The organism is Paenibacillus sp. 01L418 (genome assembly GCF_056400045.1).
The window spans coordinates 19,612-35,503 of the sequence record NZ_JBFTSN010000003.1 but is presented as its reverse complement, the minus strand read 5'-3'; the positions used below and the strand labels follow the sequence as shown (position 1 = coordinate 35,503).

The following is a 15,892-nucleotide window of genomic DNA, read 5'->3' as shown; positions in this document are numbered from 1 at the left end:
AACGTCACTTGCGTTGCCCCTGTTTTTTTTCGCCTACTTTCTTGGCGGGCTGGACAAAGGGAGGCTATACGATGGCAAAGCAGCATCCTTATTTGCTTGAAATGAACGGGATTACCAAGACGTTTCCAGGTGTTAAGGCGCTAGATGATGTTACGTTAAAAGTACGGCCGGGCACGGTTCATGCGCTCATGGGCGAGAATGGTGCAGGTAAATCTACATTGATGAAATGTTTGTTTGGCATTTATAAGCCGGATAACGGCGAGATCATTCTTGATGAGCAAAAGGTTGATATTAAAAACTCCAAGGACGCATTGAATTATGGCGTCTCCATGATTCATCAGGAGCTGCATCCAGTGCCGCAGCGCAGCGTGATGGAGAACATTTGGCTTGGCAGATTCCCGGTAAGAGGCATAGCGCCTTTCCGGTTCATTGATCATAAAAAGATGTACCGCGACACAGCTCAGCTGTTCGAGGATTTAAATATGACGATTGACCCTCATCAGCTGGTCGGCGAGTTGTCAGTTTCCAAAATACAATCGCTCGAAATTGCAAAAGCGGTGTCCTTCAATTCCAAAATTATTGTAATGGATGAGCCTACTTCCTCGCTTACAGGCAATGAGGTAGAGCAGCTGTTCGACATAATCAATAAGCTGCGTGCACGAGGCGTTTCAATTATTTATATTTCGCACAAAATGGAAGAAATATTACGAATCTCCGATGACGTGACGATCATGCGCGACGGTAAATACATCGGTACTTGGCCAGCTCCTGAGCTGACCATCGATACGATTATTACGCGCATGGTTGGCCGAGATTTATCGGATCGATTCCCGGAGCGTACGAACATCCCAGGAGAAGTCATGCTGCGCGTAGAGGGATTAACCTCGCCGCATGCACATTCCTTCAAGGATGTATCGTTCGAGCTGAGAAAAGGTGAAATTCTCGGAATAGGCGGACTGGTTGGGGCTCAGCGTACTGAACTGATTGAGGCGTTGTTCGGGCTTCGATCCGTAAAATCAGGTGTCATCTACAAGGATGGAAAGTCGATTACGATTAAGTCGCCAATCGATGCAAAGCGCCACAAAATTGCACTATTAACTGAGGAGCGCAGGGTGACGGGGATTTTTCCGGTGTTGTCCGTAACCGAGAACACAGCGATCGCTAATCTCGATTTATATCAGAATCGCTTTGGTTTCTTAAATGAATCGAAGATGAGATCGGAAGCAGCAAAAGGTGTTGAGAAATTCAAGACGAAGACGCCGTCTGTTGATCAACTGATTCGCAACCTATCCGGCGGTAATCAGCAGAAGGTGCTGTTAGCTCGCTGGCTGCTTACAAATCCTGATATTTTGCTGCTGGACGAGCCAACAAGGGGCATTGATATCGGAGCTAAATATGAAATTTACAACATTATTATTGAGCTTGCCAAGCAAGGGAAAAGCATCATTATGATTTCGTCTGAGATGCCAGAGCTCATTGGCATGTCCGATCGCATCATGGTGATGTCGGAGGGTCGTGCCACAGGTATTCTTGAAGGCAACATGGCAACCGAGCAAAGTATTATGCGGCTTGCAGCACAGACGGGCTAATGATGAAGGATTTAAAGGAGGTTTACGGCAATGGAAGCAGCTAAAGGTTTGAAAATAAAAAATGCATTTTCGCAAAATGCCATTTGGATTGTGCTTGTCGCATTAATTTTAGGAATCGCCATTATTGATGCAAACTTTTTGTCTATAACAACGCTTAGAGATATGATGGTGCAGTCATCGACGCGAGTCATTATTGCGCTTGGCGCTGCATTTGTTCTTATCACAGCGGGAACTGACTTGTCAGCAGGGCGTGTAGTTGGACTCAGTGCGGTCGTATCCGCATCGATGCTGCAAATGCCTGAATATGCGAGCAAGTTTTTCCCTAACCTGCCTGAGCTATGGGTGATCATTCCGATTGTAATCGCGATCACGGTTGGTTTGCTGGTCGGACTATTGAACGGCTTAATCGTAGCGAAATTTAACGTACCGCCTTTTATTGCTACACTTGGTACGATGGTCGCGGTGTACGGTGCGAATTCTCTTTACTTCGATATGCCGCCAAACAACTCGCAGCCAATCGGCGGTTTGCGCAGTGATTTCACTGAAATTGGTACAGGTGCTGTTGGCAGCGGCCAATTCTCTATTCCTTATATCGTATTAATCGCTATTTTTGTAGCGTTCATCGTATGGGTTGTCTTCAATAAAACGCGTCTTGGTAAAAACATGTACGCCATTGGCGGCAACATTCAAGCGGCTCATGTATCCGGCATTAACGTGGCTAAAAACTTGATGTGGATTTATGCAATTGCGGGTGCTTTGTACGGCTTAGCGGGTGTGCTCGAAGCAGCGCGTACGGGCGGCGCGTCGAACAACTACGGCAATATGTATGAGCTTGATGCCATTGCTGCATGCGTGGTCGGCGGCGTTTCAACAACTGGCGGCGTAGGCAGAGTGAAAGGGATCATCGCAGGTGTTCTTATTTTCACTGTCATCAACTATGGTTTGACTTATATCGGTATTAACCCGAACTGGCAGCTGATTATCAAAGGTTTGATTATCGTTGTTGCTGTAGCGTTTGATATTCGCAAATATGTAGCGAAGAAGTAAAACGAGAACGAAGCAGAAGCTGTCTCAGAAGGTCGATGACCTTGTGGCAGCTTCTTCTTTCATTCACACGATAGGTTTTCATTGTACTTCGCGCAACTGGTGGCAGCTATTCAGCAATGATGCTTTTAGATATGCAGGCTAAGACTTCTCCTCAATCACACGCTCAATATACTTCGCTACTCCATCCTCATCGTTGCTCTCTACGACTAGCGTGGACAGCTCAATGAGAGTAGGATGCGCATTGGAAACAGCGACCTTGGTGCCGGCAGCTTCGAACATCCCTAAGTCATTCAGATTGTCACCGAACACCGTAACGTCCTCAGGCGTACATTGCATCAGCTCAGCCCATTGCTTCAAGCCTTCTTTTTTATTGGCTTTGCTGTGGCTGAATTCTAGAAAATAATGATCTTTTATATATTGATCCTTCATGAGATGAACATGAACCCGATCGCCGAATGTACGCTGTACTTCATCCTTAAGCGGCTCAAGCTCATGCAGCAAGCCAATATAAGTCACAATCAGCGTCCTAAAGGCATCCGAGCATTCGAGCAGCGGCATTTCTCCAAAACGAGGATCATTAGGGCGGCTCTCGTAGAAGGTTATGTCGCCAATTCGCAGCAGCTTCTCGTGGAATACACGTTCCTTATCCTCCGCATCAAKGGCGAACAAGAAGGGAATTAGACTTTGTTTTCTTCCTAGATCAATAATTTGATTTGTCGTTTCGTTATCCAGCCAGTATCCGCCTATGACCTTAGATGAAATGGGATCAAAGATAACCGCGCCATTATATAAAACGATCGGATTTTTCCACGGGATAACAGATACGATTTTGTTAGAGCTGATATAGCTTCTTGCCGTTGCGTAACTAATGATGATACCTTGCTTCATCGCATGGTTTATGACGTTTATCGTATACTCGGACAAGGTAGCATCCGATTGAAGCAGCGTTCCATCGAGATCTGTAAGGAAATGATTGTTTGCCATTAATAAAGCCCCCTGTTATTCATGATTAGGAAGTAGGGCTCCCGCCCATGCTTTCACGAGCCGGCGCAACCCTCGTTCCAATTCTTTCTCGTTTAATCCGCCGAACCCCAAATACAATCTTACAAAACGACCGGGCAGGATAGGCGTATCCTGTGCAGCATACACGTAAACGTCCTCCGAAGCAGCAAGCTTAATCAGCTCCTCGGCACTGCACATTGTTTGAACAGCGATTTCCACATGCATCCCTGCACAATCCCCATGAACCTGCACATGCTCGGGCAAATAAGTGTCAATGAGCTGAAGCATCTTAGCACGTTTTTTACGATAAAGATTGCGAACCTTCCTTACATGCCTGTACCAATGCCCTCGTTCCATGAACAGCTGCATGGCCCACTGATCAATGCGTGATGGACTCGTAAGTGTGTGCTCTATAGCTTGCAGCTTGCTGAGCAGCGGAGTCGGGACAACCATATAGTTCATACGCAGCGCGGGTGTGAAGGCTTTGGAAAACGTCCCAATATAAATGACGCTGCCCTGATGATCCATTCCTTGAAGAGAAGGGATGGTTTTGCCTGAATAACGAAACTCTCCGTCGTAGTCATCCTCAATGATATAGGCGCTGTTTGTGCTTGCCCAGTGGAGCAGCAGCTGCCTAGTGGAGTAAGGCAATGAGCTCCCAGTAGGACGATGTGAAGGAGTGACATATAAGATTCGAATTTGTTTGTCTTCTAATATAGAAACGAAGTTCTCCATGTTATGGATGGGGACAGGAGCGACGTTGTAGCCGTGCTGCTGGAAGGCAGCTCTTACCTGAGCGATACCGGCTTCTTCCACTGCAATTGTAGATGCACCGTGTAGCAATTTAGCGAGAATTTGTGTGCTGTAAGAAAAACCTGATCCAATAATGATTTGTTCAGGCGTGCAATTGACGCCTCTTGAACGCTTTAAATAGTAAGACAATTGCAAACGCAAATCGTATTCGCCCCGCGGATCGCCATACTGATGAACATAATTCGCATGGAGAGATAGGGCATCATGAAGGACGGACTTCCATGCGCGAATGGGGAATGATTGTCCGTCCACGGCGAGCAGGCTGAAATCGACGACTGCGTCGTTTTGGATAGGAATCGGAATGGAATGGCGATGTATGCTAGCTTTTTCTTCTAAAATCTCTGTATGAACCATGGCAGCAGCAGGAGTTAATTGTGACTGTATAACAAATAGACCGGCGCGCGGCTTGCTAACCACATAACCTTCTTCCAGCAGTATGTGATAAGCCGTTTCAATTGTCGTTTTACTAAGCTTCGATTGCTCGCGGAGCGATCGAATTGATGGAAGCTTTGTTCCATCCGCTAGAGCACCAGATTGGATGAGTTTCCGTAAATGTCTGTACAACACCAAATAGACAGGGCCTTGCTCTTCTTCTGAAAGGTTGATATCCATCTTATCACCACACAATCTGACCCTTAAAATTCATATAAATCTGACACTGTGGTAGAGGTCAATTTCAGTATAAACTTTGGCATAGGCTTCCATCAATAACAAGAAATATAAATGGAGAGAAGGGGTTGCTATGCCGCAAGTAGAAGGAACCGTTGAAAGTAGATTGGCAACATTAGGGATTATTGTACCAAAGGCGAGCGAGCCCGCAGCTAAATACGCTAACTGCGTATTTTCAAATGGACTTCTGTTTGTTTCTGGCAAAGGACCTGCGGCCACGATAAAAGGGAAGCTTGGCAACGAGTTTACGACAGCAGAAGGTTATCAACTCGCTAGGCAGACAGGAATTGAAGTTCTCGCCGTATTAAAGCATTCACTAGAGCGGTTGGATCTTGTGACTCGCGTCGTAAAGGTACAAGGTTTTGTGAATGCTGATCCGAGCTATGAAGAGCATCATAAGGTACTCGATGGCTTCTCGGATTTGATGGTGGAGGTATTTGGCGAGAGAGGAATTCATGCACGTTCGGTCATGGGGGCGAGCTCCTTAAGATATCAGCTGCCGATCATTGTTGATTCTATTTTTGAAGTGGCCACGGAATAAAGTCTTCTAATTATTAGCCGTTGCATTTGTTTTTATATTGCCTTAACATTAAAGTTTAAGAAAGCCGTCAGGTGATGACGGTTTTTTTATATTTAATGAAGTGCAAATTTCTAAGGAGTGAGCGTCTTGCAGTTTTTCCCTAAACGTTATGACAGATCACTGTTTATCGTTATATTCATCTTTATGATGTTGAAAATGCTCCTGTTTCGCCATTTCGTCTTTTCGGGCATACAGGTGGAGAGCTTGCTGCCTGATGCAGCAGCCGTACTTGCACTGCTTCTGCTGCTGGAGCTAGTCACCTCTGCGAGGTGGAGAGGAGCCGTATTTGGACTCGTGAATGCCGTGTTTTCCTTGCTGCTATTTGCTTCAACGGTGTATGTCAGTTATTACGGAACAGTACCTACGTATACCGCACTGCATGGACTTGACCAGGTACTGCAAATTAGGACAAGCGTAGGGTCTATTATTTTGCCTGCTTATTATATTTACTTTCTGGATGTTGCCGTCTTGGCAGCTCTATATATCGTTAAACGTGTCAGAGGAATACGCAGCGATGGACGCAAGCGAATTGCCAAACCTCTATACACAGCCATTGCAGCTGTTCTATGTATTGCGATCTCGGGTGGATTCATTTGGTCCGCGAGTACGATTCCGAATGAAATCGTGAAAGCTGAGAATTTAGGCTATATCAATTATCAGGTAGCGGCAGCCGTTAAGGCGAGCAAAGAGCAGGCCGCGCTGAAAAATGGCAATGTAGAAGAAACAGGGGCTGATGCGGTAGCACTCAAATCCTCCTATTTTGAACAAGCTGGAGAGATGGTCGTTGCAGGCATGCCAAATTATTTCGGATCTGCCAAAGGTAAAAATGTGATCGTCGTTCAAATGGAGGCGTTCCAAAACTTTGCCATCAATTTGTCTGTCGGTGGTCAGGCGGTTACGCCTGTTCTTAATCAGCTAGCGAAGGAAAGCTTCTACTTTCCTTATGTATTCCAACAAATTGGACAAGGGAATACTGCGGACGCTGAATTCATGTCAAATACTTCTATCTATCCAACCGGGGATATGGCGATGTCTACAGGCTATGGTGATCGAGAGCTGCCGAGTCTTCCGAGACTGCTTGGAGAAAGCGGGTATGAATCGGGCACCTTTCATATTAATGATGTGACTTTTTGGGATCGCAACCGAATGTATCCTGCGCTAGGTTTTACGGCATATTATGATAAAGCATCATTTAAAAATGATCATTTTAATTCTTTTGGCGCATCGGATGAGGAGCTTTACAGGGTCGGTCTTGAAAAGCTTAACGATATGAAGGAGCAAGGCAAGTCTTTTTATGCTCAATTCGTAACTGCATCCAGTCATCATCCTTTCAAGGTTCCAACGGAGCTTCAGCATATTACGATGCCGGACGCCTTGCAAGGAACGCAGCTGGGCAATTATTTGACCGCATTAAATTATACCGATTATGAACTAGGCCGTTTTATTGAGGGGCTCAAWGCGAACGGCATGTGGGAAAACACGGTGTTGGTTGCCTATGGCGATCACGCTGGTCTACAAACGACAGACAATGATCCTGCATGGGTTAGTGAGCAGCTGGGCATCCACTATGATGAGCAAATTAGCCGCTTAAACATCCCGCTTATTGTTCATGTACCTGGCATAGAGGGAAAAACCGTTAATCAGGTTGGCGGTCAGGTTGATATTATGCCTACCATTGCAAATTTACTAGGCATATCGCTTGATGATCAAACATTTACGGCATTTGGTCATGATTTGCTTAATATTTCTCAAAATGTAATCGGTATGCGGTATTATTTGCCGACAGGATCATTTTTTAATAATGACATCTTATTTATACCTGGCAAAGGCTTTGAGGACGGAACTGCCGTCGATATTAGAACGAAAAAGCCAGTAGCCGACTTCAGCAAATATCGTGGAGATTATGATTATATACTGGAACTCATGAAGCTTTCGGATGATTATGTACGTCTGCTGCCGAAGCGGGCACCATAGAAACAGATGAAATGCCTCTTGTCTATCCGGACTTGAGGCATTTTTTTCTTCGCAAATGCAATTATAAGCTTTTATGGAGGCAGGCAATGAGGTAAGATGGATATAGCTACAGAAGGTACTCTATTCCAATAAACGTAAGGAATCGATGAGACATGCGAATTGGTTTTTTTGATTCAGGGCTTGGCGGGCTTACCGTATTAGCGGAGGCACTTCAAAGACTACCTGATAAGGATTTTCTTTATATGGCGGACACGCTCCATGTTCCCTATGGGACGAAGTCAGAGGAAGACGTGAAAGCGTACATTTTTGAAACGGTTGGTTTAATGATGGAAGAGGGCATAGATGCATTGGTCGTCGCTTGCAATACAGCGACCAGTATTGCAATTAACGAGTTAAGAGAGCGTTATTCCCTGCCCATTGTCGGCATGGAGCCTGCTGTTAAGCCAGCAGTAGAAATGAATCGAGCAACAGGCAAAAGGGTACTCGTCTTCGCAACGCAGTTAACGCTACAATTGCCAAAATATTACGCACTCGTGTCACGCGTGGATGAGATGGGAATCGTGGATTCACTGCCTCTGCCGGAGCTTGTGCGTTATTGTGAGGCGCTGCAATTCGATAAACAGATTATCAACGAATATTTCCGGGCAAAGCTCGCAAACTATGATTTAGACAATTACGGAATTATCGTACTCGGCTGTACACATTATCCTTTCTACAAGGATATATTGAGGGAGCTGCTTCCTGCTCATATCGAGATTGTGGATGGGAATGTGGGAACGGTGAAACGCTTATCCGCATTATTAAGCCGCTATGGCATTCCCGGAGGCGGAGGCAACGGTAACGTACGCTTTATGTGCTCGGGCCAAGAGCCTGCCTACATGGACAAGATGCAAAAGGCACTTTCGATTTTACGTGAAAAAAATGTTTTAACACAGTCACTTCAAAGCTAATTCGAAGCAAAAGGCGGGCAGCGCTCATCATGAGTGCTGCCCGCCTTTTTTTATGACGATTATATGATTGCCGGCGGTTCTTCCAAAGTAAGCAAAACAGGACAATGATCGCTGCCCAAAATATGAGTGTCAATGGACGCATCGATGAGCAGTGGGCTCAGTCTTGAAGAGGCTAAGAAATAATCGATCCGCCATCCCACGTTCCGCTCGCGCACCTTCATCATGTACGACCACCAGCTGTACACATCTGTACGATCCGGGTAAAAATGTCTAAATGTATCGAGGAAGCCAGTTGCTAGCAGCTCCGTCATTTTGCCGCGCTCTTCAATTGTAAAACCGGAGTTGCCTAAATTAGGTTTCGGATGCTTAAGATCAATCTCCTGATGGGCTACGTTCAAATCACCGCAAACAATGACAGGCTTTAAGGCATCAAGCTGCTGAAGATAACCGCGGAAGCGATCTTCCCATTCCATTCGGTAATCCAATCGCGATAAGTCACGTTTGGCGTTAGGCGTATATACCGTAACTAGATAGAATCCTTCAAACTCCAGCGTAATGACTCGTCCCTCTGGCTCCGAGTTTTCCTCAATACCATAGTGCACGGAGAGAGGTTTTATGCGGGTGAACACCGCAGTGCCTGAGTAACCTTTCTTAATCGCGTAATTCCAATATTGCGAGTACTCCTCACCAAGCTCCATGCTGATTTGTCCATCCTGCAGCTTCGTTTCTTGCAGGCAAAAAATATCTGCATCCGTTTCCTTGAAATAATCGTTAAAGCCTTTCGTTACGCATGCCCGTAAACCATTTACGTTCCAAGATACTAGCTTAATCATGATCTATCTCCTTACGTTTTCTATCATTACGTACTAGTTTATCATATTTTCTTCAAAGGACTGTTGGAAACATCATGCTCTGTGGATAAAAAAAGGCTGTGCCAAGCGATTAGACACCTGCTAGACAAACACATTAGTTAATATATATAAAATATCATTTGCAAACGTTATATACAGTTAAGTATTTTAATGTAAAAATTGATAGTGACGATAATATAGACTTAAGCAGCATTTCTGCGATAGATGAGATTGCTTATAAGAACCGTAAACGTTTGAAGAAGAAGGAGGCTGTCATGATAAAAATATATAAGAGTGAATCAGGGAAAGAACAGGTTCTGCGTTCCTATAATGCGCTTCTGGAGCTGTGGCCAACGGAATTTGAGGAGCTGGACATTAACACCAAATACGGCGTCACGCATTGTCTTATTTCTGGTCATAAATCGAATCCGCCGCTGCTGCTGCTTCATGGCGTTGGAGATAATTCGGCGGTGATGTGGATGCTGAACATAAAGGAATTATCCAACCATTTTTATTGCATTGCAGTAGATACGATGGGTGGACCAGGAAAAAGTGTGCCTAACGAAAACTTTCAGAAAAAGACGTTTGATCAGGTGGATTGGATCAATGAAATCGTTGATCAAATGGGACTGAATCAATTTCATATCGCTGGTGTGTCGAATGGAGCTTATATGGCTTTTAATTATACGGTTAACGAGGCAAGTAGAGTGAACAGAGTCGTTTGCATGGAGGGAGGTATCGTTACAACACCAATTAAAACGATGGTGAGCACCTTAATGATGATGATGCCGGAAATGCTGATTCCAACCCGCAATAATATGCTTAAAATTATAAAAAAGCTAAGCTCGCCCCAATCCCGCGTTTATGAACAGCATCCCGAATTAGCGGAGCATCTTGTTCTTGCCATGAAAAATCACAATCAACAAGCGATGTTTGCACATAAGCTGCAGAAATATGATCAAGCGTCAGCAGCTGCGATAAAGGATAAGCTGTATTTTCTGATGGGTGAGTACAAGCTATCCCATAAGAAGGATTTTTTGCAGGTATTAAACGCAGGACAATTTCGTTACAAAATAATCCCTCATGCAGGACACGGTGTTAATCATGAACAGCCTGATGCTGTACATAATGAACTAATCCCATTTTTACTTCATTGAACTTGTTTTGTTCGGAGTAAGAGATCATACGAAGCGACTAGGCCGACACACTCTCTATATGGAGAAAGAGCTCGGTCCTTTTTTGCGTGTGGTAAAAGTTGGTTGACATGTCTTTACCCTAATGATAGGATAAAAGTATACTAAAACTAGGAAATATGATTTTAAGATAAATGCAGCAAGGAGGCATGGGCATGAATCAACATAGTGAACAGAGCCAGCTTGATCTTCGGTTATTTCGTATATGGTTCAAAGCATCTAAGGCAGTTGGCGACAATGTGCGCAAGGATATTGAAAGCCATGGCATTAGTCAGGAACATTTTATGATATTGGAGCTTTTGTATAGCAAGGGGCCTCATCCGATACAGAAAATAAGTGAAAAGTTCTGCATTCCAAGCGGCAGCATTACCTATGTTGTTGATAAGCTTGAGAAAAAAGGATATGTGAGACGAGAGCCAAGCGCTACCGACCGTAGAGGCTCAAACGTCATTCTTACCGAAGCGGGACAAATGCTGTTTGATGATATTTTTCCGAAGCATGCGGATGTCATTACACGCAATTTCAGTTCTGTAAGCAACGAGGATAAAGAGAAGCTGATTGAGCTATTAAAAACGATCGGCATTAATGCAGAACAACTGAGCGAATAACATAAAAGTTTAAGGGGATGTATCAGATGACAACGATTAATCTTGCTATTATATATTACAGTGTAACGGGAACAAATTATCAAATGGCGCAGTGGGCAGCAGAGGGTGCGAAAGCAGCTGGAGCTGAGGTGAAAATATTGAAGACGCCTGAGCTTGCCTCAGAAGAAGCAATACAAGCTAACCCCATCTGGAGAACTCATGTTGCAGAGACGCAAGATATACCTGAGGTTACCTATAAGGATCTGGAATGGGCGGACGCTATTATATTTAGTATTCCATCACGCTTTGGCGGTATGCCTGGTCCTGTTAAGCAGTTTCTTGATTCGACAGGCTCACTTTGGTTTAACGGCAAGTTAGTCAATAAAGTAGTCAGCGGAATGACTTCGGCTCAGAATGCTCATGGCGGTCAAGAGCAAACCATCCTTGGACTGTACACTTCGATGTACCATTGGGGAGCGATAGTAGCTGCACCGGGTTATTCGAGTCCAGTTACCTTTGAAGCTGGCGGCAATCCATATGGGACAAGCGTGACAGTGCAAGGCGGGAAAATGGTTGAGGATGTAAAAGCAGCAGTGGAATATCAAGCTAAGCGTACAGTCAATGTTGCGCAGTGGGTCAAGCAAGGGCTCGCTCAAGCTTAAGCAGAAAATAAGAAGAGGCAGAGGGATACTGCCTCTTTTTTTTGTGCTATTATGGTATGGTAATCGCAGCGATCTTCGATGAACAATGGGTATGACAGCCTTGAAAGGCGGGAATTACGGTGAACGCAAGCAAAAGTACATTTTGGAAGTCCTATATGAGCGGTTTAAAATTGCATGTTGCCATAGCCGACTATACGAAGGTGCCGCTTTCGTGGAAGGACGATAATTATACGACGGATGTGAATAAGCTATATTATATCCAAGAGGGCGAAGGGTACATTAAGGCCGGGAATCAAATTTATTATCCAAAGCCCGGTGATCTGTGTCTGCTGCCCGCAGATGTCGTACAATCCTATGGAACGATTAATACGAATACTTACGGGAAATATTGGTGCCACTTCACTGCAAAAATAGATAATTTCAACCTGTTTCAACTGCTCGAAATGCCCGTCATGATATCGATATCCGATCACGAAGGCTTGAAGGGTAAATTTGAAAGGCTGGTACACCATCATAAGAGTGAAGACTGGACATCCGAGCTGCAGCTGCAGTCGGCGTTTCTTGAGATTATGGCCATGATGCTGGAGCAGGCTGAGGATGTGACAATCAAAACACCGGCAACCAGCTCATTTGAGAAGCTGAATGTCGTGCTGACCTATATTGAAGAGCATTTATCGGAAAATATTACAGTAGATACTCTTGCTCAGCTTGTACATTTTCACCCTAATTATTTTATACGCATGTTCAAAAATACGACAGGGCTCTCACCTATTCAATATGTGAATCGCAAGCGTATGGACAAAGGACGGCAGCTGCTATCCTTTACTTCACTTAGCATCTCGGCAATAGCTGAATCTCTAGGTATGGACGCCACTTATTTCTCTCGTTTATTCAAAGAGTATATGGCTTTGTCACCGAGCGAATATAGGGAGCTTTCACTGAAATGATTAATTAATAAACCGTCGCTATTTAAGGCGACGGCTTTTTTTTGTGAGTACAAACAAAATGTTTCCATTTTCTTCACAGGAGGGAATTGAAAGGCGCTAATTTTACCCATATATTAGATAATGAAAAGGTAAATGGAAGGGAGTGTTATGCCATTAACAAACTTTATAAAAAGAATATTAGTTTCTTTATTGCTTCAAGCTTCATTATCATATTGCTGGATCTTCTATTTGCTAATTCTGTTCTAATTAAAGAGAACGATCAGCTGCTGACGCTTGGCATTGCATTAGATTTTGTCGTTGTTATTCCTTTATTGCTGTACTTTCTATGGTTTCGCAAGCTGAATTTCAAGATCGCATCCATCATACCTTTTGCTCTTCTGGGTTATTTAGCATTAGCGTTATTTGTACCAAACACCGATCAAGAAACGATGAACGCTATAAAATATTTTCTTATTCCGCTGCCGCCTTTTATTTTAGCTTTAAAAATCTATGATATTGCGGCTGCCTATAAGCGTTATAAAAAAGTGGATAATCATCCTATAGAAACACTTCGGAAAAGTCTAGAAGAGACCATTCGCCATCCCAAAATTGCAGCTTTACTCACTCATGAATTATCTGTTTTTTATTACACCTTGTTCGCATGGAGAGAAACACCTTTCATTCGAACGGGGTCTGCCTCGTTTAGTTATCATAAAAACTCTAACAAACTGATAACCTTACTCGTATTTTCGAAAATATTGATTATTGAAGGGGTATGCATGCACATTCTGCTTGCGCAATGGTCGCATACCGCTGCATGGTTACTCTCATTAGGAAATGTATATATTATTATGCTGCTAGTTGCTGATTACCGAGCGATGTGCTTAAATCCTATTTTGGTATCAGATCAACAAATAAGGTTTCAGTATGGCATTCAGATGTATTCGGATATGAATATCAATACGGTTGCATCCATTTCGGCCATTACATTCGAGAAATTAGCTAAGGATAAAATGAAAAAAACGATAAAGATTCTGGACACAGAACCTAATGTGCATATGATATTAAAAGAAGAAATCACGGTTATTACGGCGTTTGGGATTCGAGAACAAGTTGACCAAATCTATTTATTTGTAGATAAACCTCTTGAATTTCAAACGAAATGCCATCAGTTGATGGAGGCAAGCAAAAAGGACAGCGAATAGTTCGCTTGCCCTGTTATGCTTTCGGATTCATATTTTCTCTAACGAACTGTATCATGCTTATTAAGCAAAAAATGATCTTTTTCAAACGCTAACGAACCTGATTATCGTTATATCATGCTCTACAGGATGATACGAGCTGTTTTTCTCGAAATAGCGATGCTGGAGTTCGTTGCCATAATAATTGCTTGCGAATGGTTTAAATAAGAGCTGCTGAGTTCGTAACAGCGGTGCAGCGTACGCCAAAAACAAAGGAGCTAAGCGGATTCAAATCGCTTAGCTCCTTTGTTATTCCGAACTTTTTCCCATGATTAGGATTGTTCTGCACAACTAGTTCTTTTGGGACAACCTTTATGCTGCAAGTATAAGAACTCCGATGGAATCAAGGATAAAAGCTGTTTGCAGGCGTAGTTGTCGAACACCAGCGGGAATTGAATAGTGATCTGATCAAAATATCCTTCGCTTCATCCGTGCCGATATAGCGCAGTGCTTCTAGAGCATGAGCTCTTACATAACGGTTCTCATCATCGAGTACTGCCGCCAAAGCGGGAACGGCTGCTGCCGCTGTAGCACCCATGCGGGACAAGGACAGCCCAGCTGTAAATCGTACTTGAACATCCTCATCGGACAAGGCTGTAATAAGACCCTTCACTGCAATTTCTGAAGAATTAGACAAAATGCCAAGTGCTTCAACGACTGCAATTCTTACTGTCGCATCGGAGTGGGACAGAAGTTCAACAAGCTTTGGAAGCGCGGATTCAGCATAGCTGCGAAGCTCGCCAAGTGCGAATATAGCATGTTGTACAGTCTCTGAGCGATCGCTCTCTAGTGCGTCGATCAATCCGCTTACTGCATCTGAGCCTGYGATGGACAGTCCATAAGCAGACGTGCGTGATACGTCTAATCTCTCATGATGAAGACCAGCCAGCAGTACTTTCACGCCTGGAGCGCCATATTTAGCAAGCTCATAGGCAGCATTCAAGGCATTTGGTTCGAAGCTATCTTCCAAAGCCGTTGCCAGTGCGGCTAATTTCTCTTCGTTTGCTTCCGCAGTGTTTGCTAGACTGCCTAGCTTACCTGACATCCAGTTCCATGTTTCTTCCCACATGTCTTCGTGGTTTGCGATTGGCAGGGCAAGGTCAGCAGGCTCTTTCCACTCGGAAATCAGATTATTCCATGAAGGCTTAGTTGGAACAGCTGTACGCATAAATTCAAATTTAAGCATGTAACGAGCATTGCCTAATACATTTGGTGTTGAACGGTGCCAGATATCATAGTGGATGAGTGCAAATGTACCTGCTTCACCGCTAGCGTAAGCTTCTCCTTGCACCTCGTCAGAAGCAAAGGTGCGTGATTCATAGTTTTGGGTGCCAGGCACAACGCTAGTAGGCCCAAGCTCAATTGGCGTGTTTTGCGGGAAGTACATAATCATAGCCCACCATGGGTGGTGGTTGCGCATACGGGAGTAGCCCCAGTAGCTGTCCTTATGCCAACCACCAGCAACCGGCTGTGCATTAAAGTGGCCATGGCGATGGGCATGCAGCATGTAATTTGGACCCAGTACGCTTGTTAATGCGCCTGTAATAACGGGGCTGTCGAAAGCCTGTTGTATTTCTCGGATTCGCGGCAGCAGGTTGTTGCCGGGATTGCCTTCCTCGTCATATACTTTTCCAAGTTCAGCTGTCATGGCTTGATGGAAGGATTCAGGGAAATCTGTTTTTAGAATAAGAAAGCCTTCAGTTATAAACTTTTGCATTTGTTCGTCAGTGAGTAGAAGCGGTGATTGATTCATATAATGGATGACCTCCTAATGTTGTGGTGATAAACCGATTATATGAGAAGTCGGA

14 protein-coding genes are annotated in these 15,892 nt (G+C 44.2%); 10 read left to right on the top strand and 4 right to left on the bottom strand.

Annotated elements, in window-relative coordinates:
• The first annotated feature begins 71 nt into the window (after nt 1-71).
• Both AC1DSE_RS00810 and mglC read left to right on the top strand, forming a co-directional pair.
• Complete coding sequence (locus AC1DSE_RS00810; protein WP_477510822.1) at nt 72-1,589, top strand: sugar ABC transporter ATP-binding protein; 1,518 nt, start codon at nt 72-74, stop codon at nt 1,587-1,589.
• 30 nt (nt 1,590-1,619) lie between these two features.
• Nucleotides 1,620-2,636 (top strand): galactose/methyl galactoside ABC transporter permease MglC, encoded by a 1,017-nt coding sequence (gene mglC / locus AC1DSE_RS00805; RefSeq protein ID WP_430055270.1) that lies wholly within the window; start codon nt 1,620-1,622, stop codon nt 2,634-2,636.
• A 138-nt stretch (nt 2,637-2,774) separates the two neighbouring features.
• On the opposite strand, the gene AC1DSE_RS00800 is transcribed toward mglC, so the two are convergent.
• Complete coding sequence (locus AC1DSE_RS00800) at nt 2,775-3,620, bottom strand: Cof-type HAD-IIB family hydrolase (protein ID WP_477527319.1); 846 nt, start codon at nt 3,618-3,620, stop codon at nt 2,775-2,777.
• A 15-nt stretch (nt 3,621-3,635) separates the two neighbouring features.
• On the bottom strand, nt 3,636-5,063 hold the full coding sequence (gene pdxR, locus AC1DSE_RS00795) for a MocR-like pyridoxine biosynthesis transcription factor PdxR (protein WP_441878642.1): 1,428 nt from the start codon (nt 5,061-5,063) through the stop codon (nt 3,636-3,638).
• Nucleotides 5,064-5,193: 130 nt separating this feature from the next.
• Between pdxR and AC1DSE_RS00790 the strand changes: the two genes are divergently transcribed.
• The 3 genes from AC1DSE_RS00790 to murI all read left to right on the top strand — a co-directional run bounded on the left by AC1DSE_RS00790 (nt 5,194) and on the right by murI (nt 8,624).
• Nucleotides 5,194-5,661 carry a RidA family protein gene (locus AC1DSE_RS00790; protein WP_441878640.1) on the top strand — a complete coding sequence of 156 codons (468 nt, stop codon included), beginning with the start codon at nt 5,194-5,196 and terminating at the stop codon, nt 5,659-5,661.
• A 126-nt stretch (nt 5,662-5,787) separates the two neighbouring features.
• Nucleotides 5,788-7,674 carry an LTA synthase family protein gene (locus AC1DSE_RS00785; RefSeq protein WP_477527318.1) on the top strand — a complete coding sequence of 629 codons (1,887 nt, stop codon included), beginning with the start codon at nt 5,788-5,790 and terminating at the stop codon, nt 7,672-7,674.
• A 152-nt stretch (nt 7,675-7,826) separates the two neighbouring features.
• Nucleotides 7,827-8,624, top strand: coding sequence for a glutamate racemase (gene murI, locus AC1DSE_RS00780; RefSeq protein ID WP_076268780.1), 798 nt, complete (start codon nt 7,827-7,829; stop codon nt 8,622-8,624).
• 59 nt (nt 8,625-8,683) lie between these two features.
• Here the strand turns inward: murI and AC1DSE_RS00775 are convergent, their stop codons facing one another.
• Nucleotides 8,684-9,454 carry an exodeoxyribonuclease III gene (locus AC1DSE_RS00775; protein ID WP_477510856.1) on the bottom strand — a complete coding sequence of 257 codons (771 nt, stop codon included), beginning with the start codon at nt 9,452-9,454 and terminating at the stop codon, nt 8,684-8,686.
• 296 nt (nt 9,455-9,750) lie between these two features.
• Between AC1DSE_RS00775 and AC1DSE_RS00770 the strand changes: the two genes are divergently transcribed.
• From AC1DSE_RS00770 to AC1DSE_RS00750, 5 genes are all read left to right on the top strand, one after another.
• Complete coding sequence (locus AC1DSE_RS00770) at nt 9,751-10,632, top strand: alpha/beta fold hydrolase (RefSeq protein WP_477527317.1); 882 nt, start codon at nt 9,751-9,753, stop codon at nt 10,630-10,632.
• 191 nt (nt 10,633-10,823) lie between these two features.
• A complete protein-coding gene (locus AC1DSE_RS00765) occupies nt 10,824-11,276 on the top strand; it encodes a MarR family winged helix-turn-helix transcriptional regulator (RefSeq protein ID WP_477510818.1) in 453 nt (150 codons plus the stop codon).
• Nucleotides 11,277-11,302: 26 nt separating this feature from the next.
• On the top strand, nt 11,303-11,917 hold the full coding sequence (wrbA, locus tag AC1DSE_RS00760) for an NAD(P)H:quinone oxidoreductase (RefSeq protein ID WP_076268782.1): 615 nt from the start codon (nt 11,303-11,305) through the stop codon (nt 11,915-11,917).
• 119 nt (nt 11,918-12,036) lie between these two features.
• Nucleotides 12,037-12,864, top strand: a complete 828-nt coding sequence (locus AC1DSE_RS00755; RefSeq protein WP_083682118.1) for an AraC family transcriptional regulator — start codon at nt 12,037-12,039, stop codon at nt 12,862-12,864.
• 86 nt (nt 12,865-12,950) lie between these two features.
• Nucleotides 12,951-14,048: a hypothetical protein gene (locus tag AC1DSE_RS00750; RefSeq protein ID WP_477510817.1), complete on the top strand. Its 1,098-nt coding sequence runs from the start codon at nt 12,951-12,953 to the stop codon at nt 14,046-14,048.
• Nucleotides 14,049-14,427: 379 nt separating this feature from the next.
• Here the strand turns inward: AC1DSE_RS00750 and AC1DSE_RS00745 are convergent, their stop codons facing one another.
• Nucleotides 14,428-15,837: a HEAT repeat domain-containing protein gene (locus AC1DSE_RS00745; RefSeq protein ID WP_477527316.1), complete on the bottom strand. Its 1,410-nt coding sequence runs from the start codon at nt 15,835-15,837 to the stop codon at nt 14,428-14,430.
• Between the last annotated feature and the right edge of the window lie 55 nt (nt 15,838-15,892).